Consider the following 26,608-nt stretch of genomic DNA (forward strand, 5'->3'; position numbering starts at 1 on the left):
GACTACTTACATGACCTACCACGCCCATACCCTTACCCCGCTGGGTGAAATGATCTTGGCCTCCGACGGGCAGGCCCTCACCGGTGCCTGGTTTACCGGCCAAGCCCACTTCCCCAAGCAGGAGGACCTGGGGCATCGCGTTGAGGTGAGCGACTGTGAGGTGCTGACCGATGCCCAGGCCCAGCTGCTGGAATACTTTGCCGGGAAACGGACCGTTTTTGAGCTGCCGATCGCTCCTGACGGCACCGATTTTCAGCTGGCGGTGTGGGCGGCCCTGCGCGAGATTCCCTACGGCTACACCACCACCTACGGGGCTATTTCCAAGATTGTGGGACCGGGTGCCCCGGCTCAGGCGGTTGGCCAGGCCGTGGGCCGCAATAAGGTCACCATTTTTATCCCCTGCCACCGGGTGGTAGCCTCAGACGGCAAGCTCACCGGCTACGCGGGCGGGCTGGAACGTAAAGAGTTTCTGCTGGCCCTCGAAGAGCCCAGCGCCGAGATTGAAGGGCGGCTCTTCTAATGACCGATACCCGGGTAGGTACCGACGGGCTAGTGCGCCCGGTCTGGGCCGCAGACGATGGTGATATGCAGGCCTACTACGACACCGAGTGGGGTGTGCCCGTCACCGACGAGCAGGGAGTCTTTGAGCGCCTCTGCCTCGAAGGTTTTCAGGCCGGGCTCTCCTGGCGCACTATCTTGACCAAGCGCGAGGCCTTCCGCGAGCTCTTTGAGGGCTTTGAGGTTGAGAAGGTTGCGGCTTTCACCGAGGACGACGTGGAGCGGCTAGCTGCGGACGCCCGCATTATTCGCCACCGCGGCAAGATTCGCGCAGCTATCGGCAACGCCCAGGCAACAGTCGCCCTGCGGTCGGTCGGCTGCGTGACGGCTCCCGGCGGAGCCGCCATCGACCTAGCGGCGCGGACGCTTGCGGCAGGCCAGCAGGTTGAGGCAGGTTTACCCGCCCTCATCTGGTCTTTCATGCCCGAGCGCACCCCGACCCCGGCCGTCCTCTCCGATATTCCCACCCAGGATGAGAACTCCCTGCTTCTCTCCAAAACCTTGAAGAAGTTGGGCTTTAAGTTCATCGGGCCCACCAGTGCCTACGCCATGATGGAAGCTATCGGCGTGCTCGATACCCACCTGGTGGTCTCCCACCGCCGCGGCATCTCAGGCCTGTGGAGCGAGGACGGCACGCGGCGAAACTGAAACTCCGTATGCGGGGAGCCAGATTCAATGGCCAAGCAAGCTTCTAGAACATCAGTTATAAGGACCCATGAATCGTGAACCGTTCAAATGCATCATGTGAGTTGGCTCTTCAGCAATCCAGGCTTCGGTCTCCCACGCCAAATCAGCAATAAACCTCCGAAGCGTTGCGCGGTCTGGGAAACAAGAAACATATACCAGCCCCGCAGAAGTCTGTGAAAATAGAGATTCGAGCTCTGAATAACGCCAATGGTCGACAGGGCCGTGCGTTGAGCATGCCTCTATAAGAAACAGCCAATGTTTATCGGGCTGATACACGATAAGATCCGGCATTTTTCCATGTTCCGGGAGTTCGATACCTAGCTCACGAAGCCGTTCCCTATCGTATGTGCCTTCCTTACTATCAGCATCGCCGATATAGAGAACCTGAGCGTCAGGAATGAACTGAGGGCAAAAGTCTGTGATGATCTTTTCAATCAGCTGGTTTTGCCCGCCTCGCTTTAACGAGACCTTTTCCCCTTGCGGCAGAGTTATGCTAAATCTCGACCGCTCTCTAGCTTTAGCGTACTTATCGGTAAGAACGACCTTGGACTTTAGATATTTTTCTATTATTTTTCCACTGCTATCGCCCTGGTAGGAGCGGACGACTGCGAGCGCTTCATCAGAAAGACGGTAAACATTTTTTGATGAATTTGTGGGTCTTTCAGGGTCATCATCATTATGTAGACAAAACCCCGCTTCAACGAACTGCTTCAGCACAAATCGTCTAATAGTTTCTCGCGTATTTTCAGCAACCTGAAAATCTAGCTCCTGCCGCATCCAGTCCATAATCGAGCGGACACCCATGCGAGGGTTGCTTGCTTCGGCCCAGTCTTGCTCAAAATTAAGCTGGGCTAAAGCTAGAAGGGTTCTTGCGGCCATTACGTTAGTGCGCTGCCTATCAAACCCTAGCGTAGTGAGAAGTTTTTGTGCGTCGTTAAGCTGCGGCATGCACTTTGTCCTTGTTGCCTAGCACTTCGTATACAGCTGCATCGGGGTCAAGCCCGGTGCGCGCTATATCTCTTAGTTGCTGTGTCGAAGGGTAGGGCATCATCCGTAAATCGGTAGCGTTCACCTGAGTATGGCCAGAGAAAATACGAAAGTATCTATCGACGTAGCTTGAGTTCAGCCACAGTGTTAGCCCTAGAGCTAAATCTTGCGAAAGCCCCTCCCCCTGACTGTGAAAGTAATTGGTCTTATTATCAAAAGCAGCCTTCTCTTTCGACGACCAGATCGCTGCTGTAACTCTACGTTTTTCTTCTTTAGCGCTAAAACGTTTAACCAGCACAAAAATACCAGGGGCAACAGTGTTTTTATCTTCTGTTGTTGTTTGGTAATACTGAGGTTTCTTCAGATCTGCTTTCGGGTGCTGCAGATTTCCTGCTGTAAAATGCGCTGGATATACCAAGGGAACAGTTAGTTTATTCGGCTTGAGTTGAAGTTTATCTTTATTCCTAAAGTCAACAACTTTTCCAGTTGACACTTGCAGTCCAATATCGCTGAGGTGATGAGTAGCCCGTGCCATCCAAGCGATAATCTCTTCATCTTCTTGATGGGCAGGAACAAAGATTACTCCCTGCGACTCAACTGCTTCTCTAGCAACGGTTCGGGTCTTGGTTTCTTGCCCTTGCGCTACTGAGCTGCTAATCAGCACGTGTTCGGTTGGCAGCTTATTCTCGAACTTAGTGATGACCGATTCTTGAAGTACTCCGGTGTCTTTAAATACTTCTTTCCGAGACTTAAAGGTATGGATATGGGTAAGTGAGCAGGTACGATGCAGAAGCTCTCGGTACTGTTGAAAATAGGGACCGTTCATCCATGAGCGGGGAGTAATAGCGATAAGCTGCCCATCAGGTGAAAGCATCTGTGCGCCAAGGGCAACAAATGCAGCATACAAGTTAGGAACATTTACATCGTGCACTCTCAGATGCTTTGCTTCAGCGCTTGACGCAGCTATCTTCGCATAAGGGGGATTCATGATGACCACGTCAAAGTCCTGCTCCTGTGGGTCTCCCGAGCTCATAAGATCCTGGTACGCCCAATACACAAAATCTTGCTGCTGGACGGTGTAGGTGAAATCTCCCAGGTGAGCCTCAGCATCAGCAAGAGCGGCTTCAAGAGTTGCTAACAGCGAAGGGTCTTTTTCGATAGCTACAACGTGGATAGGCATCTGGGGTAAAGCTTCTCGGATACGTTGACCTGCTGCAATGGCCAATACGCCAATACCTGCACCGGGATCAAGAATTCTGATTTCTTTTTTCTCTGCTAATGGTGAGACGTCTACCAGGTCTGCCATAATTTCCGCTACCGCAATGGGCGTGAAGAACTGCTCAAATTCACTCAGATTTTCTAGACCTATGCGCTGAAGCGTTGAGGTGCGTACATTTTCTGTACGTTGAAGCAGTGTATTCATGTATCAGGCCCTCTAGTTGGTGCAGTAGGTCAAGCTGAGATAGTTCTGGTGACCGTTCTTAAAGTCTACTGAACTGCTTCTTTATCTGTATAGGAGCTGCCGAGAGCTAACCTGCGTAGGCTTCACCCCGTGTCCAGCTAGAACCTATGAGCCCCGCACATAGGCTACGGGGCTCATAGCTTATCAAGCTGAATTTTATGAGGAGCGACGAGAACGTACGACGGTGGTTCCGCCTCCAATCACCAGGAGCAGGGCACACAGCCCTATAGCTGCCAGGCCCGGGGCGACGCCGGTTGAGGCAAGCTGACCTGTTGAAGGCTTTGTTTGTTCTTGGTGTGCCTGTGTCTTTGCACTGCTTGTAGCTTGTTCTGCAGAACCTACAATCTGAGGTGCGGCAGTGGTATTCGCTGTAGCCCCTGTGCCCCCGTGGGAGGGTCGAGTCTGGGCAGCTTGCTGCTCAGCCCCAGAGCTAGCTGAGGGGCTAGGGGCAGGTACCGGGGCAGCAGGAGTAGCTGAAGCTGATGGCTCAGGGTCGCGCGCCGCCTCAGGGCTGGGCTCCTGGGTTGCTTCAGGCGTAGGGGTTTCGGTTGTTTCGGGAGCTGGTTCTGGTGTTGTTACAGGGCCAGGAACCGGCTGAGCAATGGGTGTCTCGTCAATCTCGTCGCTGGGATTCGGAGACTCTTCGGGTAGAGGCTCTTCAGCGTCTAGGGCGTCCTCGGCTGCATCCTGGGCAAGAAGGTATTCTAGCTTTTCGGGGTTAGTCTCATTGATTTCACCCCAGGCGGGGTCTGCCACATCGGTTCGACTAATTCCGCTCAGGCAGCTCCAGTCGTCAAAGAGGTTGTACTGGAGCCGCAGGCTGGTCAGGCTGGTATTTTCTTCCCAGACTTTCATAGGGCAGGGATCGCTAATGAAGTTGTTGCGAAGATCAACGCTTTCAATGGTTTCTAGGGTAGTGAGGGGGCCGACCGACGTAATTCGGTTATGGCGCAGGGACAGCGTGCGCAGATAAGGAGTAGTTGAGAAAGAGGTTCCGCTCATATCGCTCACGCGGTTGTTGTCTGCCCGCACGGTGTAGATATGGTAAGGCAGGCCTTTCAGACTGGTGAGACGGTTATTATTCACCGAGAGAGTCTGCAAATCAGTTAGCTCTGTGAGAGAGTCAATAGTCCTGATTTTGTTGTTGTCAGCGGTGATGCTTTGTAAAGAGGTCACCTTGGCTAAAGGGGCCAAAGACCTTACCTGATTATGCGAAATATCGATGCTGTGCAGCTTGGTAAGACCGGACAGAGGGGAAAGGTCTTCTACCGCGTGGTAGGGAATGCGCAGCCAGCTGAGGTTACGGGCATGCTCAAGGCCGGTCAGATCTTTGATTTTTTGGTCTTCAGGTACGTTGTAGCCGATGCAGGGTACCGTCTGGAGCTGCTGCAGTACCTTGTTGACGATAGCCGTTTCTTCGGGGATACCCAGGGTTGAGAAGATGCAGCTTCGCAGGGTGGGGTCAGGAACATTAACTTCGAAGGTTTCTTCATCAGGATCAATCAGGGGCGGACGGTAGAAGGGGTCCTCGTAGCGGTCGGGAAACAGCTTCCAGAAGATAGGGAGAGGGCGCTCAGGCGCCTGGGGGTCGCCGGTATAGATTTCAAAGGTGGCGACAAAAGGCGCACCTTTATCGCCGGAGTAGAAGCCGACGATGCGTTCTGAGAGCTGGGTAATCACCGGGGTATGTGAGTAGACCAGCAGAGTATTGCCGCGAATTTCCCAGGCTAAATCGGGGAGGTCTGCGATGGCTTCTTGGGTTGCGTTTGCGGGGCCTGTGCCTGCCATGGTGTTAGCGGTTGAGGCATCGACAAGAAGTTGTTTTGTGGCGAAATCAATAGTCAGGTTTTTGAAATGTACATCGAGGTAACCATCGTATTTACTCCAGTGCACGTGGCCGGTGAAATGGAGTTTGCCGGGGTTATCAGGGTCAAAGGTTTGGCCGGGTTTTGCTTGCCATTCGATGTCTTTAGTACCGGCCACTAGACCTGCACCGTCGAGGAAGTTTTCTGAGCTAGCCCCCAGATAGCTCCGCCAGCTATTGACGTAGTTCCAGTTGGCGCTACCTGCTACCAGGCGGTTTTCTTCCGAGGCTGGCAGGCTATCAACGCTAGCAAAGGTGGCGGGTAGGTCAGTAGCAGTGGGTGTGGCACTGGCGGTGGGAGCTGCGGCTCCGCCCATAATGAGCGCCGTAGTGAGAGCGGTTGTAGCAAGTAGTGGCTTCACGTCAGTCGTCCTTGATGAGGTGGTGTGTAGGGAGAGCACCGGCAGCCCCTTACGTATTACTTAGGGCTACCTTATAAATAAGTTTGGGTGCCTAAATATAATAATGAGGTAGGCCAAAACAAGACAAGGCCACCAGGGCAATTAAGTTATATTTTTACAACCTATTTATGATGAGTCACTGGCGCTTCATCGCCGCAGGCATCTATTCACTCCCCTGTGCGAAGATAGGAGCTATGACTTCCACTTTCCCTCCCGCCTCAGCTCCCACCGCCTGCGTCTGGATTAACGGTGATGCCGCCGAGGCTGCCACCTACTATGCACAAGCCCTGCCGCTGACTGCGTCCGCCCCGGCTCCCGGTATGGGCACCCTCAGCATAGACGGCACCGACCTGCTCCTGCTGGGAGCGGACGCCCGCGCCAAGCTACTGAGCATGGGCAAGATAGATTTGAACCAACTGTAGAGAGCCTATGAACCTGCTCGCTTACGCTCAGAAGCACCTGCACGATACTCCGCAGGAGCGTCCGCTCACCCACGTTGACCTCTGTCTGCTCAATGAGCTGGCCTACCTTCCCCTTGATGTGATTGCAGAGCACCATGCCGGGCTTACCTATGGGCTAGGTGCGGCGCAGATTTACCAGGAGTTCTACAGCGACAGCGAGCTGCGCGCCAACTGGTTCTTGGCTACCGCCCAGCGGCTGCAGCTGCTTAAGCTGGTGGCGGCGTCCGCCCGCTTTGCCGGGCTCAAGTTCTACCGCTATGAGGTACGGCAGGACGACGCCGAGCAGGTTCAGTTTGCGGCTCTCACCTTAGTGCTCCCCGGGGTGCTCAAACAGGTTATTTTTCGCGGCACCGACGATACGCTGACCGGCTGGAAAGAGGATTTTCATCTGGCTGCCCGGCAGCAGATCCCGGCTCAGGCGCTGGCGGTTGATTACCTCTCGCGCGCTCTGGCCCGGGCGCCGAATACGCCCCTGTATGTCACCGGCCATTCTAAGGGTGGGCATCTGGCGGTACATGCAGCCAGCATGCAGAGCGAGCAGGCCCAGAATCGCATTGACGAGCTGATTACCTTTGACTCCCCGGGCTTTGTTCCCGACTTTCTCGACCACCCCGGCTACCGGCGCACCCTGGATAAAACGGTGGAGTACATCCCGGTCGACAGCATCGTGGGCCGCCTGATGTTCAAGCAGGGCAGCCCGCAGGCGGTGGCCAGTAGCTTCTTCGGCCTGGTTCAGCATTCCATTTTTAACTGGCATGCTGATGCTCGGGGGCACTTCATGCTGGCTGAGCACCCCACGCCCGCCAGCGACCGGGTTGAGACGGTCACCCGGGCCTGGCTAGAGCGCCACTCCCCCGAAGAGGTGCAGCAGGTGGTGGATATTTGTTTTGGCCTAGCCATGGATGAGGGCTACACCAGCCTGCTAGCTATTAGCCAGAACATTGTGCCCTTCATCCAGCTCATGCGCACCAAAGCGCAGGGGCTTGACCCCGAAACCTACCAGCTAGTGCAGGGAGCCCTCGACGATTTCTTGGTCTTGTGGCGCCAAATCCGCGGTGAGCAGCGGAAGGCGAGCGGGGGCGTCCTTAAAATAGCTAGGCCCCGGCTTCTTCCCACCGTGCGGGTGGGGAGCCGGGACCTGGCTGATTTATTCTCTACTGAGCGGGGCGGACGCCTGCCCTAGCTGACGGTGACGCGTACGCCGGTCTTGGGGCGGGTCAGCAGCTGGGTCATGCTGAAGGTGGTGTCTTCAGCGTCTTCAGAGATAGTGACATTATCTGCTGAGAGCGCTGCGATGGTGGAGGACAGCGCAGCCACCGCGATTTTCTCGCCGGGGCAACGGTGACCGGTGAGCACATCGCCGCCACCTTGGGGGATGAAGCCCTTGATCGCTTCGTAGTCGGGCTGGTCGAGGAAGCGCTGTGGATCGAAGCTGGTGGCGTTCTTCCAGAGCTGGGGTGAGGTGTTGGTACCCAGAACGTCCAGCAGCACGCGCTGGCCCTTCTGAATTGGGCAGCCCGAAAGCTCGGTATCTTCCTTGACCATGGCGGGGAGCATGGGAACGAAGGGGTACTTGCGGCGGGTTTCCTGGGCGAAAGCAACGGCTTCAGGGATGTTGACCAGGCGTCCGTCGGCGTCCTCCACTGCCTTCTTGACCTTAGCGGCCCACTCGGGGTTCTCGACCATAGCGACGGCTGCGAAAGCGGCAAAACGGGAGACAGCCACGGTGGGGCGGGTGAGGTTCTGCAACTCAATACCGGCCAGCTTGGCAGTGACCAGCTCGCCCTTTTCGTCGCGCAGGTCAGCCATGTGACGTACTACCGAGTCGGGTTCGACGGTCAGTTCGCCGGAGCGGACCTTTTCGATGAGCTCTTCGGCCCAGGCATCCAGCTTCTTGCGGTCAATCCATGAGAGTACGTTCTGCTTGAGCTCACCGAAGGTGTCGAGCAGATGGCTCATCTGGGTAGCGCGCTTGTTGAGTTCGCGGTCGGACGCGGGCACCCCGGCCCAGCGGAAGGCGGCGCGACCGTAGGCTACAGCAACATCGTCGTAGATGTTACCGGGGTTGGTCTTCCACCGTTCAATAAGGGCCTTCATCTCTTCTTCAACGAAGCCCTTGAAAGCCTCAACGCGCTCGTCGGCGTAAGCCATTTCAGCCATCTTGGCCTTACGAACCTTGTGGGCTTCACCGTCGAGGGTGTGAACGGCACCTTCGCCAAAGAGGGGCCCCTGGATTGCTGCGGGCATGGCGCCTCCGCGGCTAATCTTGGACTCGTCGTAGAAGAAATCCACGGCTTCTTCGCCACGAATCAGGGTTGCGGTGCCACCCAGAGCGGAGAAGGTGACGGGGCAGTGCGACTCTGCGGAGACCCCGGCCTTGCGGCGCTGGTGCGACATAAAGAGGTAGCCCTGCTTGATGAAGCTGGGCAGCTGGTCATTCAATAGGTTTTTTACGGGTGTGATGCTCATACCAACAGTTTACTTTCTTTCAGCGGGTATTTAGACCAGCTAGTCAGGCGAGTTGGCCTTCACTTTGCTGGAGCAAGAAAAGGACGCCCGCCCCAGCTCCCCTGCCCGGTGGCAGGGTGGTGGGGCGGGCGTCCTGATATATCAGCGCCGGGTGCTGTCGTCAGCCTTAGGCGGGCATGATCAGCGAGAGTACGAAGACCCAGACACAGAGGATAACCAGCAGGGCCAGCGAGTACTTGATGGCTGCGTTGGTGATCTTTGATTCCTGGCCAGACATGTTCACCGATGCCGCCGCAATCGCGATGGACTGGGGTGAAACAACCTTAGCCATCACACCACCGGCGGTGTTAGCTGCAACCAGCAGGCCGGAGTTGGCGCCAATCTGGCTTGCGGTGGTGGCCTGCAGGCCGGCAAAGAGAGTGTTGTTGTTGACCACGGATCCGGTGACGAACACGCCAATCCAGCCGATGATGGGCGAGAAGAGCGGGAAGATAGAACCGACAGCGGCCAGGGCCAGAGCCAGGGCGGAGGACATACCGCCGAAGTTCATCACGTTAGCAACAGCCATGACCAGGCAGATGAGCAGAATGGGCTGCCAGAGCTGCTTCCAGGCGCCGCCGAGTTCTTCGAAGGCGGCCTTCCAGCTGATGTTAGAGATAGCGATGGTGATGAGGGCGGCGAAGAGGATAGCTGTACCTGATGCGCCGAAGAGGGTCCAGTTCCAGACTGCCTTCATGGCGGTTTCTTCTGCCACGATGGGAGCGACCTGGGAAATCTGGCCGTGCAGGGCGGGCATCTGGACGGGGATGGTGGTCCAGTTAAGGGCACCCGCTGCGCTGGTTTCGGTCTCAGCCTTAACCAGGGCCTTAATGAGGGGAGTCGACCAGAGCAGAATCATGATGGACAGAATGATGAAGGGGCTCCAAGCCTTGACGACGCCGGAGAAGGTGAAGGCGCTGGGGCTCTTCTTAAGTTCTTCGAGGGAGGGAGCGCCGGGTTCGCGGTAGATGTGGGCGGGCTGCCACTTCATCATGGTGACGGCCAGCAGAATCAGGCCAAGCAGGAAGGGGATGATGTCTACGAGTTCGGGGCCGATAGCCAGCAGAACGCCTGCCTGGGCAGCGGAGACAACCACGCCCAGACCCAGGGCGACCAGGCCGGTTTCTTTGAGGCCGCGGATGCCGTCCAGCATCATGACCAGCAGAACGGGGATGAAGATGGTGATAATCTGCAGCACCCAGACCATCATGGAGTTCAGTTCAGCCTGGGGCACACCGGAGACAGTGGAGCCGGTGAGGACGGGGATGCCGATAGCGCCGTAGGCACCGGAGGCAACGTTGGAGACCAGGGCCAGAAGACATGCCTTGACGGGTTCAAAACCGAGGGTTACCAGCAGGGCTGCACAGATAGCAATCGGGATACCGAAACCCGCAGCACCTTCGAGGAAGCCGCCGAAGCAGAAAGCAATCAGGAGCACCTGGATACGCTGGTCAGCTGAAATTGCGGAAACCGAACCGCGGATCACTTCGAAGTTACCGGCGCGGACGGTGATGCGGTAGAGCCAAACGGCCATGAGCACAATCCAGCCGATGGGCCACATACCGGAGAGGAAGCCGTAGCCGATGGCTGAGAGGGAAGACGCAAAGGGCATACCGAAAACGAGGACGGCCAGCGCCACGGCTGAGGCCAGGGATACAAGGGCTGCGTGCAGACCCTTCATTTTCAGGATGGTGAGCCCTAAGAGGAAGACGAGGATCGGCACTGCCGCCACGAGGGCTGAGAGTGCCTGGTTGTTCAGTGGGTCGTAGACCTGCTGCCACATGAGGATGGGTTCCTTCGCTGCGGAGGTACGTTCCGCGATTGGTTTTGTGTGCTGTTTGCACTTTTCTACCTCCTAAATTACCACCAACTCACACACAAAACTTACAAAAACCAACCCCGCGCGAGGGTATCTGTAAAGGTCAAAAAAGACCTAAGTGAGCCTGTCTAAGATGCATACCTGCATCGGAGGGTTCATTTTTACATCAGGCCTAGTCAAAAGCAACTCACCCTTCCACTCAACATGTGTTACCCCACTTAAAAACACCCCCACCCTAACACCGTGGACTTGCTTACACCAGCAACAGTTTCCACCCCAATAACCACACCGCTTAAGCAAAACCCACAGACCCACACATACCCGCCGACGAAGTAGTAAAAAATTAACCGTCCCGCTACTTAATTTTTGAATCGCGGCTTTAAATTTTGTACAGGCAAGACCCTAGAATGGTGTGAGGTGGCTCCATGAGTCACATCACCACACATCTACTGTTAACATTCCCCAAGGATTCTCATGCCTGATTTCCGACGCCTGTCACACCACCGTGCGGCGCTTGCTCTTCTTGCCTCTACCGCCACGCTGACTCCCCTACTCACGGCCCTTCCGGCCCAGGCTGCCGAGCTCACCCCGATTGCTACTATCCAGGGCACCGGAGCTACCAGCCCGCTCGCCGGTCAAAGCGTCACTACCCGCGGTGTCGTCACAGCCGTCTATGCCGAGGGCGGCCTACGCGGCTACTTTATTCAGACCGAGGGAACAGGTGCAGAGAACCGCACTCCGGGTGCTTCTGACGGCATCTTCGTTTACTCCCCCTCCACCGTAGCGCAGGTTTCTCAGGGCGACCTCGTTGAAGTAACCGGCGCAGTTTCTGAATATAATGGGCAAACCCAGATTACGGTGTCCCGCGCGGCTGACCTCACCGTCCTTGCTGTCCCCTTTGCCCCTGTCGCCCCGGTGACCGGCCAGCTACCTGAGGGTGAAGAGGCCCGTGAAGCCCTCGAAGGCATGCTCCTACAGCCCACCGGCGATATCACCGTCACCGATAACTACAACACCAACCGCTACGGTGAAGTTGGCCTTGTCAACGGCACCCAGGCCCTGCGCACCGCAACCGACGTCGTAGCCCCCGGTGCCGCAGCCCTCGCCTACGAAGCAGATAATGCGGCTAAGGTTCTTCTGCTCGATGACGGTGCAACCGTGGATTACAGCCGAGCAGGCACCGGCACCCCGCTGCCCTATGTCTCCACCAGCAACCCGCTGCGCGTCGGAGCTGCCGTCAGCTTCAACAACCCGGTTGTTCTGGGCTACTCTTTCAACGCCTGGCGTCTGCAGCCCACCGCTCCGGTCAACGGCGCAACTGACCCCGCTGCGTTGCCGGCGTCCTGGTCCAACACCCGCACAGCGGCCCCTGAGGTAGCAAGCGAGCACAGCATCTCTAGCTTCAACGTCCTCAACTACTTCACCACCGTGGGCGACACCGTCGCAGGCTGCAAGTTCTACACCGACCGCGAGAAAAACCCCATCACCGTCAGCGGCAGCTGCGCGGTACGAGGGGCAGCTACCCTAGCTAGCTTCGAACGCCAGCAGTCAAAGATTGTTCAGGCTATCAACAAGATTGATACTTCTGTGCTCTCCCTGGAAGAAATCGAGAACACACTAGCCACCGGTCACGATAACCGCGATATCGCCCTCAACAAGCTGGTTGAAGAGCTCAATAAGGACGCCGGTTACGAAAAGTGGGCGGCTGTTGCTTCACCCAGTGCTCTGCCTGCCAGCGAGGACGTCATTCGCACCGCCTTCATCTACCAACCCTCTGAGGTCAAACCGGTCGGTGAGTCCGCAATTCTCGATGATGCAGCTTTCTCTAATGCCCGCCAGCCCCTAGCCCAGGCTTTTGTACCCGCAGGTTCAGCAGCAACCAGCGGTGACGATGTCTTTGTAGCTGTTGTTAACCACTTCAAGTCCAAGGGCTCCGGTAGCGGCGCCGATGCTGACCAGAATGACGGCCAGGGTAGCTCCAACGCTTCTCGCGTCGCCCAGGCCCAGGCTCTGGTGAACTTCGCTGCGGCCCAGGGGGAACGGCACGGCACCCAGAACATCATGCTGCTGGGTGACTTCAACTCCTACACCCAGGAGGACCCCATGCAGGTACTCTACTCTGCCGGTTACACCAACCTGGGTGAGAAGTACGACGCTGGCCATACCTACCTGTACGGCGGTCGCGTTGGCTCGCTCGATCATATTCTGGCTTCCCCTGCCCTGGCTGAGAAGGTAGAGAGCGCCCAGGTCTGGAACATCAACTCTGTTGAGTCCGTGGCGCTCGAATACAGCCGCTACAACAGCAACATCACCGATTTCTACGAGGCTAACGAGTTCCGTTCATCAGACCACGACCCCCTGCTGGTCGGTATGAACCTGACTCCCGAGCCGATTTCTTTTGTTGATGTTACCGAAGCCGATATTTTCTACCGTGAAATTATGTGGCTGGCTCAGCAGCGCATCACGACCGGCTGGGCAGACGGCACCTTCCGCCCCTACGACCATGTTGACCGCGGAGCTACAGCCGCTTTCTTCTACCGTCTAGCGGGCTCCCCCGCCTTTGAGGCCCCCGAGACCCCCTCTTTCAAGGACGTAGACCAGACCCACCCCTTCTACAAGGAAATTGAGTGGCTCAAGGCTGAGGGTATTACCACTGGCTGGGGCGACGGCACCTTCCGCCCCTTCGAACCTATTAAGCGCGATGCCATGGCTGCCTTCTTCTACCGTTACGCGGGTGAGCCCTACTATGTAGCGCCTAAGGGGTCGCAGTTTGTGGATGTTCCCGAGAGCACCATTTTCTACCGTGAAATTATGTGGCTGCGTTCTCGCGGTATCACCACGGGGTGGGGCGACGGCACCTTCCGCCCCTACGAGCCTATTAAGCGCGATGCCATGGCCGCGTTTATCTACCGCTACGCTCACAACAAGTAGCAGTTGCCTTACACCTGCCTGTGAGTGCTACTAGATAGCAGTACGACCGCCTGCTCCGGCTACTTCGGGGCAGGCGGTTCTTTATAGTTTGATGCGGTAACGTTGCGCGCTCGGATTTTCTGCCAGGTCAGTTAGGGTTCTCTCCAGGCTGGTGATGCGAATGCCCGGGGCGAGCACGGTGGTATCGGTCGGCAGGTGCAGCTCCCCGTGGTGCACGGTGTAGTCTTTGGCGCGGGTGCGGTGGTAGCAGTAGACGTGCACAGTCTCGGGCAGGCTTTCTAGAGGCAGCCCGTGGAGCAGAGCGGCTGTCTGGTGGGAGAAGATAATTCCGGGGTAGGACGCAGCCAGGGCCAGTACCCGGGCTAGGTAAGTTTCTTCCGGGGTGAGCTTGTCCCAGTCACTGCGGTGCAGGTAAAAACCGCGGGTTACCCGCCGGTAGCGCCCGCGAGCTATAGCCGCCTCAAGCTGGTAGCGGTTGGGGTAACGGGCGGCAAGTTGCTGGCAGGTCAGTAGTTTCTGGTTAAGTTCTTCAAGGTGAGTCATGCCACCAGGCTAGAAAATACAGGGCTGACCAGTACAGGCAGGGGCAGCCTGTGGATAACCCTGTAACCGCACCTACCCCGTATTTTCCGGGCAAACCCGGGGTGCGGGCGTCCGCACCTCCCCGAAAACGGTGGAGCCGTGACGCGACTATGACGCCCGGTAAGCGATATCCACAGGGCAGCTTCACCAGCTAGCCCCGCTCTTCAGGCAACAAAAAAGCTCCGGCCACTAGGTTTTACCCTAGTGGCCGGAGCTTTATCTGTCGGGTTGACAGGATTTGAACCTGCGACCCCTTGTTATCGGGTCTAAATGGGGTCTGGCTTGGTGGTTTAGGTTCAGGGTGTTTTGGTGAGGTGGTGGTATCTGGTGTGTGGCGGTGTTTAGAGGTGGTTGGCGGTTCTGGTGGGGGCGTGAATGTGATGGGTTTTTGATGGGCTGGGAAGATTTTTGGGAAAAGTTTGGTGATGGGGTTTACAACTCTAGGACATCTTTTGTATACTAGAGATGTAGGGAAGGAAAGCCCCACAAACCCCCAAAGCCAACCGGCCAGGGAACAACAAACAAAGGAAAAAACAATGGCAAACGCAACCAAGGCACAGCGCAACTACCTCGAAACCCTAACCAAGAAGGCAAGCGCAGAGGACAAGACTCTGGCCCTCCAGGTAGCAAAAGCAGAACTGAACATCACCGACGAGTGGGACAACGTCCGCGCAGAAAACCTCGACGGATACCGCTGGGAAAAGCACGAAGCCTCAATCCTCATCGACGTACTATCAGACCCCGACTACTACCGCGAAGACGCGGCAGAAGCTGACACTATAGAGCTGACTGAGGAAGAAATCCAGGCCATCACCAACGAAAAGCCTCGCCGCGCCCGCCGTGGCGGCACTGCACCCGCATCGGAAAGCGCCCGCATTGCAGAAGCCCGCGGTGTAGAAACCAACGAAATTATCTCAGCCTACACTGTACACTTCGGTGCAAAAGATTTTATCGAGGCTAAGAAAATTGCACGATCACTGGCAGTGATTGCCGGCCAGGAAAAAGAAGCAGCAGAAGCATACGCAAAGGCCGAGGAGACCCTGAGCCTCATCTGCTTCAACAGCGAGACCATGGATGTCCAGCAGCGTAATCAGGCTCTAGAGGCTGCTGCGGTGGCTGTAGAGGATTTCGCGTCGGTAGCTCACCTAGCTGGTCACTACGCGACAGCTCAGCACAAAACGCTGAATCGCACATTGCCTGAATCAGACTACCGAGCATGGACTCAGGGGCGATTTGCATGCGGCGTAGAGGAAGCTGATTTCTACGATGGGCTAGCCGGTGAGATTGCAGAAGCCCTGCGTAGCTACATCCGATAAAAGAAGGCCCCGGCACCGAAATTGGAAAGCAGGTGCCGGGGCTATCCCCGTCTACGCGGGGCAAAATTTTAGCCACATGAAGATATTTAATCTACAATGGCTCACCCCCGCTACTGCGGGGAACAACGCGCCAAAGGTATAGCGCATGGACCATCTTACATGATTGGGAGGAAGATTGTGGCAGAAAATCAGTTGGTGGAGCTTTTTGGGGGTAATGGCGCGGCGCAGGAGGCGGGGTATGAGACCCTCTCGGGGTTTAGGAAAGCTATGGCGCAGTGGCCCATCCCTGACCAGGGTTATCGGTATAACGGTAAGCCGGTGTGGACGCGGGAGCACTTAGAGGCTTGGCGGGCTAGGGTGCCTGCTGCTGGGTGGCCGGCTAAAAATTCTTAGGTATTTTTGGGGCTGGGGTTGTAATCTTCGGGGAGCGGAAAGCCCACGGCTTCAACGTCGTAGTACATGTACTACCTTATAGAGCATAGAAAAAGCGCCCCCGGCCCAGCTAAGGGTCGGGGGCGATTTTCTTATTCTGGCGGGGTTTTGAGTAGGGCGAGTAGGCCCTGTGGGCCGCCGAGGAATACCCAGACGGCGGTGGCGATGGTCAGCCAGACTGGGTGGGCAAAGCCCCCAGCCGAATAGCCGACCTGGATAGCACCAAGCACTACCGATCCTAGCGCGTAGAGGGCGTAGACCCAGCGGCGGGCACGGGCGGTAATCAGCTCGGCCACCGCGCCACTAGCCTCAGGTACCGGGGCCGGAGCAGGGGCGTCCGAAGTCCGTCCGTCCACGCTCACCACCGGCTCTACATCGTGGGAAAAGCTGGGGCCTGCCATTAGCGTTCACCTGCTCCCCAAATCTGCAGCACGGTTCCCGGGGTGAGGCTCTTGCTCGGGTTGCGGTCCTTGACCGCCTGCACACTGTAGCCGTAGTAGGTGGCGATTTTCTCCCAAGAGTCGCCAGCCTGCACGGTCCATACCAGCGGGCCAGGGATGAAAATGCGCTGGCCTACCGAGATACGGTTAGCGTCCTTGATGCCGTTGTAATCTGCAATCTTCTTCACCTCAGCAGCAGTTGCAGAGCCGAAGTAGTAGCGGGCGATACGGCCCAGTGAATCGCCTGAACGCACAGTCCAGTGCGGAGCGTTGAGGTTGTTACCCACAGCGGTCTGCTGGCCGGTTGCGGGGGCGGCGTTCTGCGCGGCGGGGGCCACGTGGGTGGTGCCGCCGTAAAGCAGATCATTGATGGACTGGCGCAGGGCGTTCATATCGATATACGCCGGGTCAATTTTGCCCTGGTCAGAATACTCCTTATGGCCAATCTGGATGAAGTCCTTGCTCTTGCCGTAGCCACGCTCTAGGGCAGCACCGAGGTGAGGCATGACGCGACGCTGAGCCGCGGTCCAGTCGTCACGCACGCCGGAGGATTCCATCTCGATACCAATGAAATACGAATTGCCGACGTTGCGGTAGAGGCCGGAGGCGCTACCGGTGCCAGCATGATTGCACAGGCCAGCTGCCACGACGTAGACGGTGCCATCCCGACCCAGGGACAGCTGTGAGAGCGGGCCAGGCAGGAAAGAATGGCCGTTGATAAGGATGTTAAGGGTCGGCGCGTTCGAGCGAGCATAGGCAGCCTCGGCGGTGGCTGTATGGTGCCAGAGGACGCCTTCGACGCTTGCCATGCCCTGCCCTGCATAGCCGCGGGTCTTCCAGCCGGAGGTCTCCACGACGGTGAGCTTGGAGCCATCGGGGGCGGTGTAGGAGCGGAGCTTATCGGCCAGGTCAGTGATAAAAGGCATTGGGCCTTTCCTTTCTTAAATAGGTGCGCCCCTCAGCCAATGGGCCAAGGGGCGCTGGGTTTTGGGTAAAGAAAAAGCCACCTATGAGGTAGGTGGCTTCAAGAAATCCGGCATCAACTGAATCAGCTCATCCGGGATAGGCGGGGCAGGCGGCGGCTGCGCCGTATCAATATGCGCACGCAGCTGGTAGATATAGGCCGCGCTCCTGGAGATATGCAGCCTGGCGGCGTCCTTGATGGCGTAAGCCTCGGTCTTGGCCTCATGCATCTCTTTATGGGCTTTGGCCGCTTCATCGCGCAGCTTGCGCACTTCGGCTCGTAGCTCCGCGACTTCTTCCTGGAGGTTATCGACCAGGGCCCCGGAGGCATCAGCTTTATTCTTGCCGCGCTGCACCCAGGCCGTCATCAGCGCGCCAGAGACGCCGCCGATAGCGGTGATAGCGACGCCGAGCAAGGCCCAAGCCTCAGCAGGGATAGGAGGAAAAATCACGCCGAAATCCCCAGCTTCAGCAAGTCCTCCACTACACGCTGCGCCACCAGAGCATGCACTGACACATGAAAATGCAAACCATCACGATGTTTAAACTGAGCCATCAAAGCCCGCGCAGACTCATTAAAGATGCCGCTATCAGGAGCTGACTCGATCGCCCCAGCGATATCTATCACAGCACGCAGAAGATGCCCCCCAGACCCGGGTCGCATCTTCCCATCAAACCCGATGACATCGCAGGTGACCGCGCCCCCCGTCCCAGGAGCCACCGGAGCCCCATCAACGAGGGGAGCACCAGCACGCAACCACGCATTGAAAGCATCATTATTCACCTTGCCAACCCCACCATAAGGTATCTGAGTGACCCAGTTATCCGAGCTACTGGGGCGGGGAGTGATAGTGTTCTTGATGATCTCTACACCAGGCGCTACCTCCTTAGCCCACTGCCACCACTGCACCGCTAAAGCAGCAGTAGAAGCCCAGGAAGCCTGCCAGTCATTGGTGCCAAATTCATCAATCCAGTGGGTCACGTAGGGCAGATGGGGGGAAACCAATTTTTGATACATGCTCTTGCCATGTCGGTAGGCTGCCCCACCCTCGGCTGCTTTCACTGCCGCCAGATGAAGCTGGGAGCAGGCTTTCTCCAAGTAGGAATCTTCTTGCTGCATAATCGAATCACCAAAGCAAAGAATGGAAGGCTTATCCGAAAGCGCTGCGATACGGGCCGGGCGCATAGAGAAGCTCTCAGGGGCAGCCACCGAATCAGCCAGTGGGTAAGCATCATCAAGAGCCGAGCCCACCGGCCCAAATTGGCGCAAGTCACCGGCTCGCTCCCCGCTGAGGTCAGAAGGAATAGCGCCTCCGGCTGTGGCTGTCGCATGCGCGTAGATTACGACCCAGTCGCCTGCGCGGACTGGTTCCTCAATCCTTTCTGAGACCAGGGTCTTTACCGTGGATTGGTCAAGCCTTACCGGGGCCATCCCGGAGCCCACCAAGGCGACCTGCTTAGGCTTGCCAGAATTGATGCTATAGAAAAAGAGATAATCAGCACCAGCAGCGGACCTCAAGAAGCCCTGCGATACCTCCCAGCCCAGGGTAAAGCTGGTCGCATCACAGGTAATCAAATGGCGAGTTCCCACCAGAGCCTGGGTGGCCCCATAGGCGATGGGCTTGCCAATATTAGAGGCCGCGCAGAGCGTGCCAATATTTCGGACGCTCCCCTCAGTAGGCAGGGTCAGCGGCTCAGAGTCTGCGCTCTGAGGGTTTGCTAGCACCCAGGTGCCTTCCTGAAAAACTTTCATTTTCATGCTTTCACCGCCTCTCCTAGGGCAATCATCGTTGCTTCGCTCAGTGCGCTAGAGCGGGTCAGCATCAAACCCCCCAGGGGGATGGTCCCGCCAGTGGCTTGAGCAAGACTGATGCCTGCTGAGAGCGTGTGCTCACCGCTAATGGCCTGCTCATGAATTTTTAGGCCATCAAGGAAAATGGCGAAAATTCCAGATTTAAGGGTCACCCCGATATGGATAGGACGCCCCAGCTGACCATCAGATATACCAAGGTTCTTGGAGAAAGCGACCCCAAAAACCTTGCCGGAAAAAGTCGCCTTCGAGGATCCCCAAGGGTCCATACGCACAGAGACTGATGTACGACCATCCCACGTGCGAGCAGGCACAAGCTCGGGAGATTTCAGAGCAAGCACCGTCACCAGGCTGAGCGAAAATTCACTGAAAACTCGGTCATCGGAAAGAACAACCATAGTGCCAGAGGTCCCTGCCTGGAAAGCCGTCGGGCCAAGGCCAACCCCAGGCTCTGCGAAGGTGCCAGAAGCTATCCTGGAATTGAAATACGGAGCTTCGGCCTGGCCGCGGTTTCGTGGCATGCTGGTAGAGCTCGTGGCATCATCCATACGCCAATAAAATTCAGGGGAAGCCCCCAAAGCGAGAATGTCATAAGGGGCTAGGCTCTCTTCAAAAACCGCATCCCAGCTAGTGCGTCCGGCCAGGGTGTACCCAGGCATAGCTGTAGCCTGCACGCTGATAGAAGCAGGCGGCACGACAGGGTATACCCCAGGGGCGGTGTCCTTCCCTGCCACAGTGTAGGTCACTCCCTCATCGCGGGGGATGATGTACGTTTTATGCTCGAAATCAAAGACCGGGGCTTTCGGGACCCAGGCAGAGCGCTGACGCTGAACGCTCGTATCAAGCCAGATGACCGGCAGCCCATACTCGTGGGAAGCAGGCGGCTCGATATCACCGATATGCAGGGCTGCGCCGATAGCAGTAAAAATCTGCTCGCGGGTAGGCTTGTAAGATTTGGACGCGGCGTCAATCATGGCCTGGACCTGACCGGTGGCGGTAGCACCCAAAGTCCCATCAGGCTTCAGCCCTCTAAAAACGTTGTTGCTCATTTTTCTCCTTGGTTTTAGGTGATGATTTGATATCCATCATCGCCATCATTGCTTAAAGCGACTGGCTCGCCTAGCCCATTGGTGAAAGACCAGGTGCCGTCCCCTTCATGGGTGGCGAAAATGGTTTCCCGGGCTGAAAGGCGCGCCTCCAGCTCGGCGAGCTTGGCATCAATCACCAAGTAAGCGGCCTCATTGTCATCATCAATGGTGGCCGGTGAATCATTGCCCTTGTAGGGGATACCGGCATGCGGGGTGGTGCCGCCGTAATCAGCCATAATTTACTGGCTCCTTTCAGGAAGAGCAGCGTAAACCTGCCCATAGCTTGCAGCGGGGATATCACCATACGTGCCGTAGGCTTTACCCAAGTCAGCATAGGTTTTACCGGCGCGAAGGTCCGTCAGCCGCTTGGCGTCCAAGTCATAGGAGCAGGTTGGCACATTGCCTTCCCAGGCCTCCTTGTAGCCGGTGAGGATGTATTCGACTTTCCACCGGTCCCCGGCTTCATCTGTGGCCTTCAAGGTGTGAGAGTCCCCAATTTGCTTGCGGGGGTCCCAGAGCATGGCCAGCGAATCGAAGGTGATTCGCTCCTGACCTATCTCATCAGCGAGTGCCTGGGCTACCCGGGTGGCGTCCTCTGGCTGGAGCCACCAGGTGGCCTCCAGCTCGAAGTCAGCGCCGGGCGCGCCACTGGATACGCGAATTGGCTTGTCTACCCAGATGATGACCCAGTTCGCCCGGATAAGCGGCATGGGCACCCCGCGATTACCGTAGCGCAAATCACCGGTAGCAATAGTGGGCGTGACAAGGTAGTACTTTTCAATACCACGGCTTTTGTTCGTGTCGACCTTGAAGGTCATTTTCAAGGCCCGCTGGCCCAGGGCCTCTAGGGAAGCTGAAAGGATTTCATGTTCCTGGTGACTGCCGGTCCACCGGTAGCCCTCCGGCTCCCCACCATTTTCAAAGCTGATAGCCCACCACGACCCAGCGGGAGCATCAAAGGCAACCCAATCGTAGATGCCATCACGAGCCTTGACCACCGGCCTGAAATTCGTATCAAGGCCCACCATATCCACCTCATCAGGCAGGGTGTAGAAGATTTCTTTGGGCTCGTTGGGGGTTAGCTCGATTATATTTTCTGGCTGGTAGACCTTGGCGATGGTATTTTCGCTACTTCCTTCAAAATGAGGTTCTTGCGATTTGACGAGCACCTCGCCTCGTATGCCATCGCGGGCGGTGGTCCAGGCCCCGGCAAAGACCTTTTCCCCCAAGGTATCGGTGATCTGCGGTTTGCCGGTGGCTAGGCGGTCGCGGGCCGCCATGTTCAGGCGGCCTTCCTCATCGACCCAGACCGTGCCCAGGGTTGCTGCGCACCACTCGGAGATTATCTTCTCGGCTGTGACGTTTTCGAAGCCGCGCACGGCGCGCAGGTGCTGGGTCTCCAAGGCACTGAGCTTGAGGATAGGGGGCTTCTCAGGCATGGAGGCCACCCGGCGCCCACCGTCTTCCCAGTCAGTCAGGTAATCGATTTTTACCCCGGCGATAAGGGTGCCAGTCGCCTCAGTGACGGTAACATCTTCTGGGATAGTGGCCGCGGTGACTAGCACAGACTCTTCCTGCGAAAGCCAGATACGCGTCCCGGCGGCGTTCATTTTGAAAGCCAGGATACGTGGGGTAGATGCTGCTGGAAGGGCCTGCTGAAAAAGGACGCCGATTCCACTGATAGTGAAGCTAAGCCACCTCCCGGTGGGGTCATAGCGCAAAGCGGCGACCTGGCCACTGCTGAGGGTCAGGCGAAGCTCAGAAATATTTGCCGTATCCCATGCCCGGGAGTAAGCCATAATATCTCGGCCAGCACGGGCGACTGCGGCAGGGCGGGTTCTCGTGCCGGTCCAAGCTATCACGCCGGCTTGCCCCCCGAATTCGCTGCCGGTGGCGATGGTCTCACCGACGACCGGGCGGATGCCCCCCTGGTAGGCGTCCTGTAGCACGGTATCAGCGGTGACCGGGGGCAGAATGCCCAGCCCTGCTTGCTCGATAGCGCGGTAGGCTACCCAGGAAGAGCGCAGGTACCGGCCAAGGCCAGGGGGTACGCTCATAATGGTTTGCAGGGCCGCGCCGAGACCATCAGTGATTTTGGTGGTCACCTGGTCTTCGGTGAGGTCGTAGGTGGATGCCCCGAGGTAGCCGGTGAAGCGCGGGAATTTCACCCCGCCCACTTCAGCTTCGATGTAGATTTTATCCCCGTGCTGGGGGGTCCAGCGGGTTTCGCCGACCGGGGCCAGCGGGTGCAAAGTCACTGCCGACCCCGGTGCCCAGGTTACCTTGCCGGTGCGGGAGTAGATGTCGTCACCGGCAGCCACCAGGGACTCAGGCAGCCCACCGGTGGTATTACCCTCCCAGGAGGCGGAGATATGAGGTCGCTCGACCCCGTTCACGTAGATGCGCAGGGTGGCCTCAATGACCGGGCCGGGCTCATACTTCCCTGGGAGCATTAGCCTACCTCCACTATCTGCGTACTTGCGGTTGACCAGCCCCCACGAATGGGAGTCGGGGAGCTATTTTGAATGACGACCTGTGCAGCCCCACCACCAGCTGCCCAGGGCACGGTTTCGGCGGTCCAAGATAGCTGGGGGCGGGCCAGGGCCGTGTACCCGGTGGCCGTGATGGTCGCGTACCGGGCCGTTGCAGGCACAGAAGGAGCAGTTGCGCTGACCCTTTGCATCAAATCGCCGGTGGGGGTAAGAGGCCGGGAGCCGACCGTGGAGCCGGTGAGGGTCTTGAAAGAGACGGCGGCAGACCCGCCAGCCATGTAGAGCGAGACGGTGACAGGTTTACCGGGTATCACCGGCACTTTATCGGCCAGGGTCACGGTCTGCCCGCCGACTACCGTGCGCGGGGCCACAGCCCCACCCGGCAGACCCACAGGCCCACCATTTGCCACACCCTCTAGGAGCGACTGGGCTGGGGTCAGCACATTCGTCGCATGCGCGGGGCACGGGATGAAGATGAAAGGTCCGTACCCCCAGGCCCCTTCTGCCAGCTCAGCAAGCACCCCGGCCTGCTCGCTGGTCAGTGCTGTGGAGTCTACCTGCCAGGTGCGCAGGCGCGGGCCTGTGCGCTCCACGAAAGCCCACCGCTTATGCGCTGCTTCTTGAAGTGCGAAGCGGTCAGGCGCGGTGGCGGGGGCTTCACGGGTCGGCAGGGCAGGTAGCAGATGGGCAAGCGTGCCAATATGACCAGCCATGTGTTTACCTCATTTTCTGTACGCGGTTCATGCGGGCCGCAAAGCCACGGTCATTTTCTTCGATACGGATCTGCCAGCGTGAAAGCGCTGAGTCAATACCGCTTTCTATGGCGGCATGGATAGGGGTAGCTTGAACCTCAGCCCCAACCCCGGCGGGTGCTGGTAGGGTGGCGGGTGACCCGCCGACCGCAAAACCACGGGGCGCAGGCGTGGGCATAGACCCACCGGCGTTCATCCAGCGCAGCCAGGACAGGTTCTCCCCGCGCCAGGTGCCTGGTTCGTTCACGATGTACTCACGGGAACGCAAAAGAACAGGTTCCCCTGTGTCCACCACATACCCCGCCAGGTTGTCCATCGTCGGGGACGCAGGCGGCACCCCAGGCAGCAGCCCGCCAGAGGCGAAGCGCCGCAGTGAATCAAAAGTGCCCGGCAGGCCACCAGAGAAGAAGCCCCGTGACGGTGACGCGAAACCACCGGTGTACTTGCCAGCGCCAGAAGCATTGAAAAGTGTGGACTTCGTGGTTACTTCGTTCACCTCAATCGTGACCCCCTTACGCAGAGGGATATTCACGATTGCGTCGTGGGTTTGGTTAGCCATATCCCGCGCCTGAGAGCCAGCTGTCAAATCAGTGAAATGCTCATCAGGAACCGCATTCACAGCCTCCGTAGTATCATTCGCCATCTGGTATGCCTTATCCGACATCCATGAGTCGATGGACACGCCCTCGGGTACACCGAGAACAGCGCGGGTCAGAATATCTGCCTGCTCGGTGGTCAGCCCCATAGATTCCATAGACGCAATCATGGAATTATAAGTACCTGCCATAGTGGCCTGCAACTCTTCTTGGGAGCGCCCGTTGCGAGCCTGCGCCTCAGTCAGCTCCCACATAGCATCTACGTTATCGGCAAGCATGGCGTTCGCCTTTCGACCTGCCTCAGTCGTGGTATCAAAACGATCACCCGTCGCGTCCAACCCCGCACCTGTGAGAGCGAGATTATTCTGCATTTCAACCAGCTTCTCGTTATAGTTCCCCATAGCTTCGGTCTCACTCATATGAACGTTGCCGAGGACACGGAATGCCTCGACAAGTTCATCAAGCGGGAGCCGGGCGGCTTCTGCCTGCTCAGCCGTATCAGCTAGACTTCCTTCCAATTCGCCTAACCCACCGGACGCGCCTTCCGCTGCCGCCTGAGCCTCGACAAGCTTCGGGGGTAGATTGCCTAGCATTGCCTGATAAAGCTCTTCTCCTTCGAGAACCACGCCATGCTCGACAGCAAGATCTCTCAGCGCGTTAGCGTAGCCAGGGACAGCTGCGGCGGCCTGCTCTAGCGACATGCCACTATTTTCAGCCTGAGTCTTAAACTCTTGAAATCCCTTGGCTGCGGATTCCAGTGAAGTAGAAGCTGTAGTTGCTAGAGCTGCGTCGAAATTCTTTAACGCTTCTTCAGCCAGTTTTACATCTGAGTCGAATTTCCCAAATCCTGAACCAACGAAATCTAAGCCTTTCATAAAGCCATTCATGTTAACAGTCTCTAGGGCATAGCCTAGTCCGTTAACACTTGTTCCTGCTGAACCGGACGCTGTGCTTAGTTCGTTTAGCCGTCTAACGCCTGCCTCAGCATCTGTTTCAAGTATCTTTAAAGCTGTTGCGTACTCTGTCGCATCTCCTAGCTTCTCAAGCCCTGAGCCTGCCAGCTGGCCAGCAATAGCCAGAGCGGCAAAGGCCGCGCCGACCGCTGTTGCCGTTCCCGCTATTTTGCCCATTTTTCCATCAAGTGACGGCAGGGATAGGCCGAGGTCGTCTGCGGCGTCCTTGAACTCCGCCACAGCCGCGACGCCCTTCATGATTCCGCCGACAGTCAGCAGGCCAGCGCCGCCGAGGCCGACAATAGCGGTGGTAGCGGTCAGTACCGGCCCGGGAATCTGGCCGATGAGTTCGAGCAGATCAGTCGCGCCCTGGACAATATCGCGGAACATGTCATTCAGCGAACCGCCGCTCTGCAGAGCCAGAGTGTCGAAAGCGCCACCCAGTTTCTCCAAGTCACCGGCGAGGTTATCCTGTAGCGCAGCAGCGGTCTCAGCAGCGTACCCGGCGTCATTGACCTTGTTAATCCAGTCCTGGATACCGGCTCCGCCCTGGGCGTAGAGGACGTTTGCGGCGCGGACGGCGTCAGAACCGAAGATGGTCGCCATCGCGGCGTCGCGCTGGGCCGGGGTGAGGTCTTCCATGCCAGCACGAAGCTGGTCAGCCAGCTCCACCATACCCACGAAGTTCCCCTGGGAGTCGTACATGCTCACGCCCAGCTCGCTAAGAGTCTGCGCGGCCTGGTCACTGGGTTTCTGTAGCTTCTGAAGCATAGTCTTGAAGGAAGTACCGGCGTCGGAGCCGGTGAGGCCTGCGGAGGCGAAAGCAGCCAGAGTGCCCACGGTTTCCTCAATCGAGATACCCGCCTGCGAAGCCACAAGGCCGGATTGCTTCAAAGCGTAGCCGAGGTCGCCCACTGAGCCCTGAGCCTTGCCTGCCCCCGCCGCCAGCAAGTCCGCCACATGCCCCAAGTCCTTGCCTTCTAGCTTGAACTGGGTCATAGCGGTAGCGGCCAGCTCGGCGGCATCCCCCACCTCAATCTCACCAGCAGCCGCCAAAGACAAAGCACCAGTCAGACCCCCGCGCAAAATGTCGTTGGTCGAGACACCCGCCTTGGCAAGTTCGTTGATACCGGCGGCAGCTTCCTCACCCGAGTAAGCGGTGTCAGCACCGGCGCGCATGGCTAGCTCACGGAGCTGTTCCATCTCCACACCACTAGCGTGGGTAGAAGCCTGCACCGCGCTCATAGCCTTATCAAAGCTGGCATACTTGGCTACCACGGAGCCGACGGCGGCGACCATAGACCCGCCCGCCACCATAGCGGCGGTAGAAAGCGTAGACCACGACTGCTCATGCTCCCTCTGGGCCTGTGCCAGCTTATCGAAAGCGCCCTGCCCGCTGGTGGAAACTTCCTTGGTAGCTGAGCTGGCCCGGCGCATAGCCTGCTCATACTGACTAATTTCTGCCTTAAGACGGACTGTCACATCGCGGTTACCCAAGGAAACTCC

Annotated in this window: 21 protein-coding genes; 6 read left to right on the top strand and 15 right to left on the bottom strand. The window is 57.7% G+C overall.

The genetic code is table 11. The features are described from left to right. Positions 1-10 precede the first annotated feature (10 nt). Positions 11-520, top strand: a complete 510-nt coding sequence (locus tag L6762_RS02810; RefSeq protein ID WP_237185465.1) for a methylated-DNA--[protein]-cysteine S-methyltransferase — start codon at positions 11-13, stop codon at positions 518-520. Then, positions 520-1,206, top strand: a complete 687-nt coding sequence (locus L6762_RS02815; RefSeq protein ID WP_237185466.1) for a DNA-3-methyladenine glycosylase I — start codon at positions 520-522, stop codon at positions 1,204-1,206. Before L6762_RS02810 ends, L6762_RS02815 begins: the two co-directional genes overlap by 1 nt. Positions 1,207-1,257: 51 nt before the next feature. Here L6762_RS02815 and L6762_RS02820 read toward each other — a convergent pair whose 3' ends face one another. From L6762_RS02820 to L6762_RS02830, 3 genes are all read right to left on the bottom strand, one after another. Beyond that, positions 1,258-2,193: a BsuBI/PstI family type II restriction endonuclease gene (locus L6762_RS02820; protein WP_237185467.1), complete on the bottom strand. Its 936-nt coding sequence runs from the start codon at positions 2,191-2,193 to the stop codon at positions 1,258-1,260. Then, entirely contained in the window at positions 2,180-3,655 is a 1,476-nt protein-coding gene (locus L6762_RS02825; protein ID WP_237185468.1) for an Eco57I restriction-modification methylase domain-containing protein, read from the bottom strand. Before L6762_RS02825 ends, L6762_RS02820 begins: the two co-directional genes overlap by 14 nt. A 195-nt stretch (positions 3,656-3,850) precedes the next feature. Further along, entirely contained in the window at positions 3,851-5,920 is a 2,070-nt protein-coding gene (locus L6762_RS02830) for a leucine-rich repeat domain-containing protein (protein WP_237185469.1), read from the bottom strand. A gap of 233 nt (positions 5,921-6,153) precedes the next feature. On the opposite strand from L6762_RS02830, the gene L6762_RS02835 reads away from it, so the two are divergent. Continuing rightward, positions 6,154-6,381, top strand: coding sequence for a VOC family protein (locus L6762_RS02835; protein WP_237185470.1), 228 nt, complete (start codon positions 6,154-6,156; stop codon positions 6,379-6,381). Positions 6,382-6,388: 7 nt separating this feature from the next. Further along, the gene (locus L6762_RS02840) at positions 6,389-7,603 is read left to right on the top strand and encodes an Mbeg1-like protein (RefSeq protein WP_237185471.1); all 1,215 of its coding nucleotides are present in this window, start codon (positions 6,389-6,391) and stop codon (positions 7,601-7,603) included. Here L6762_RS02840 and L6762_RS02845 read toward each other — a convergent pair. Both L6762_RS02845 and L6762_RS02850 read right to left on the bottom strand, forming a co-directional pair. After that, complete coding sequence (locus L6762_RS02845) at positions 7,600-8,889, bottom strand: cytochrome P450 (protein ID WP_237185472.1); 1,290 nt, start codon at positions 8,887-8,889, stop codon at positions 7,600-7,602. The two genes, L6762_RS02840 and L6762_RS02845, sit on opposite strands and share 4 nt — an antisense overlap. Before the next feature lie 166 nt (positions 8,890-9,055). After that, positions 9,056-10,711 (bottom strand): L-lactate permease, encoded by a 1,656-nt coding sequence (locus L6762_RS02850; RefSeq protein WP_237185473.1) that lies wholly within the window; start codon positions 10,709-10,711, stop codon positions 9,056-9,058. A 510-nt stretch (positions 10,712-11,221) separates the two neighbouring features. On the opposite strand from L6762_RS02850, the gene L6762_RS02855 reads away from it, so the two are divergent. Continuing rightward, positions 11,222-13,678 (top strand): ExeM/NucH family extracellular endonuclease, encoded by a 2,457-nt coding sequence (locus tag L6762_RS02855; RefSeq protein WP_237185474.1) that lies wholly within the window; start codon positions 11,222-11,224, stop codon positions 13,676-13,678. A gap of 81 nt (positions 13,679-13,759) precedes the next feature. On the opposite strand, the gene L6762_RS02860 is transcribed toward L6762_RS02855, so the two are convergent. Then, a complete protein-coding gene (locus L6762_RS02860; protein WP_237185475.1) occupies positions 13,760-14,221 on the bottom strand; it encodes a hypothetical protein in 462 nt (153 codons plus the stop codon). Positions 14,222-14,796: 575 nt separating this feature from the next. Here L6762_RS02860 and L6762_RS02865 point away from each other — a divergent pair. Beyond that, positions 14,797-15,576 (top strand): hypothetical protein, encoded by a 780-nt coding sequence (locus tag L6762_RS02865; protein ID WP_237185476.1) that lies wholly within the window; start codon positions 14,797-14,799, stop codon positions 15,574-15,576. Between the two features lie 524 nt (positions 15,577-16,100). Here the strand turns inward: L6762_RS02865 and L6762_RS02870 are convergent. From L6762_RS02870 to L6762_RS02910, 9 genes are all read right to left on the bottom strand, one after another. Then, positions 16,101-16,409 carry a hypothetical protein gene (locus L6762_RS02870; protein ID WP_237185477.1) on the bottom strand — a complete coding sequence of 103 codons (309 nt, stop codon included), beginning with the start codon at positions 16,407-16,409 and terminating at the stop codon, positions 16,101-16,103. Next, entirely contained in the window at positions 16,409-17,374 is a 966-nt protein-coding gene (locus L6762_RS02875; RefSeq protein WP_237185478.1) for a LysM peptidoglycan-binding domain-containing protein, read from the bottom strand. Before L6762_RS02875 ends, L6762_RS02870 begins: the two co-directional genes overlap by 1 nt. Positions 17,375-17,455: 81 nt before the next feature. Beyond that, on the bottom strand, positions 17,456-17,863 hold the full coding sequence (locus L6762_RS02880; RefSeq protein ID WP_237185479.1) for a hypothetical protein: 408 nt from the start codon (positions 17,861-17,863) through the stop codon (positions 17,456-17,458). After that, the gene (locus L6762_RS02885; RefSeq protein ID WP_237185480.1) at positions 17,860-19,170 is read right to left on the bottom strand and encodes an SGNH/GDSL hydrolase family protein; all 1,311 of its coding nucleotides are present in this window, start codon (positions 19,168-19,170) and stop codon (positions 17,860-17,862) included. Before L6762_RS02885 ends, L6762_RS02880 begins: the two co-directional genes overlap by 4 nt. Beyond that, positions 19,167-20,270 (bottom strand): hypothetical protein, encoded by a 1,104-nt coding sequence (locus tag L6762_RS02890; RefSeq protein ID WP_237185481.1) that lies wholly within the window; start codon positions 20,268-20,270, stop codon positions 19,167-19,169. Before L6762_RS02890 ends, L6762_RS02885 begins: the two co-directional genes overlap by 4 nt. Before the next feature lie 14 nt (positions 20,271-20,284). Beyond that, positions 20,285-20,545 carry a hypothetical protein gene (locus tag L6762_RS02895; protein ID WP_237185482.1) on the bottom strand — a complete coding sequence of 87 codons (261 nt, stop codon included), beginning with the start codon at positions 20,543-20,545 and terminating at the stop codon, positions 20,285-20,287. Positions 20,546-20,548: 3 nt separating this feature from the next. Further along, positions 20,549-22,762 carry a hypothetical protein gene (locus tag L6762_RS02900; protein WP_237185483.1) on the bottom strand — a complete coding sequence of 738 codons (2,214 nt, stop codon included), beginning with the start codon at positions 22,760-22,762 and terminating at the stop codon, positions 20,549-20,551. Then, the gene (locus tag L6762_RS02905; protein ID WP_237185484.1) at positions 22,762-23,514 is read right to left on the bottom strand and encodes a hypothetical protein; all 753 of its coding nucleotides are present in this window, start codon (positions 23,512-23,514) and stop codon (positions 22,762-22,764) included. The genes L6762_RS02900 and L6762_RS02905 overlap by 1 nt, the downstream gene beginning before the upstream one ends. A gap of 4 nt (positions 23,515-23,518) precedes the next feature. After that, positions 23,519-26,584, bottom strand: coding sequence for a phage tail tape measure protein (locus tag L6762_RS02910; protein WP_237185485.1), 3,066 nt, complete (start codon positions 26,582-26,584; stop codon positions 23,519-23,521). Positions 26,585-26,608 lie beyond the last annotated feature (24 nt).

The organism is Rothia nasimurium (assembly GCF_928381705.1).
Classification (GTDB): domain Bacteria; phylum Actinomycetota; class Actinomycetes; order Actinomycetales; family Micrococcaceae; genus Rothia; species Rothia nasimurium_G.

Bases quoted from the DNA above. Each gene is read 5' to 3' on its own strand.
- L6762_RS02845 (WP_237185472.1), bottom strand. From the start codon at position 8,889: ATGAGCATCACACCCGTAAAAAACCTATTGAATGACCAGCTGCCCAGC.
- L6762_RS02840 (WP_237185471.1), top strand. From the start codon at position 6,389: ATGAACCTGCTCGCTTACGCTCAGAAGCACCTGCACGATACTCCGCAG.
- L6762_RS02835 (WP_237185470.1), top strand. From the start codon at position 6,154: ATGACTTCCACTTTCCCTCCCGCCTCAGCTCCCACCGCCTGCGTCTGG.
- L6762_RS02875 (WP_237185478.1), bottom strand. From the start codon at position 17,374: ATGCCTTTTATCACTGACCTGGCCGATAAGCTCCGCTCCTACACCGCC.
- L6762_RS02815 (WP_237185466.1), top strand. From the start codon at position 520: ATGACCGATACCCGGGTAGGTACCGACGGGCTAGTGCGCCCGGTCTGG.
- L6762_RS02820 (WP_237185467.1), bottom strand. From the start codon at position 2,193: ATGCCGCAGCTTAACGACGCACAAAAACTTCTCACTACGCTAGGGTTT.
- L6762_RS02865 (WP_237185476.1), top strand. From the start codon at position 14,797: ATGGCAAACGCAACCAAGGCACAGCGCAACTACCTCGAAACCCTAACC.
- L6762_RS02810 (WP_237185465.1), top strand. From the start codon at position 11: ATGACCTACCACGCCCATACCCTTACCCCGCTGGGTGAAATGATCTTG.
- L6762_RS02900 (WP_237185483.1), bottom strand. From the start codon at position 22,762: ATGCTCCCAGGGAAGTATGAGCCCGGCCCGGTCATTGAGGCCACCCTG.
- L6762_RS02890 (WP_237185481.1), bottom strand. From the start codon at position 20,270: ATGAGCAACAACGTTTTTAGAGGGCTGAAGCCTGATGGGACTTTGGGT.
- L6762_RS02895 (WP_237185482.1), bottom strand. From the start codon at position 20,545: ATGGCTGATTACGGCGGCACCACCCCGCATGCCGGTATCCCCTACAAG.
- L6762_RS02850 (WP_237185473.1), bottom strand. From the start codon at position 10,711: ATGTGGCAGCAGGTCTACGACCCACTGAACAACCAGGCACTCTCAGCC.
- L6762_RS02905 (WP_237185484.1), bottom strand. From the start codon at position 23,514: ATGGCTGGTCATATTGGCACGCTTGCCCATCTGCTACCTGCCCTGCCG.
- L6762_RS02885 (WP_237185480.1), bottom strand. From the start codon at position 19,170: ATGAAAATGAAAGTTTTTCAGGAAGGCACCTGGGTGCTAGCAAACCCT.
- L6762_RS02825 (WP_237185468.1), bottom strand. From the start codon at position 3,655: ATGAATACACTGCTTCAACGTACAGAAAATGTACGCACCTCAACGCTT.
- L6762_RS02870 (WP_237185477.1), bottom strand. From the start codon at position 16,409: ATGGCAGGCCCCAGCTTTTCCCACGATGTAGAGCCGGTGGTGAGCGTG.
- L6762_RS02855 (WP_237185474.1), top strand. From the start codon at position 11,222: ATGCCTGATTTCCGACGCCTGTCACACCACCGTGCGGCGCTTGCTCTT.
- L6762_RS02860 (WP_237185475.1), bottom strand. From the start codon at position 14,221: ATGACTCACCTTGAAGAACTTAACCAGAAACTACTGACCTGCCAGCAA.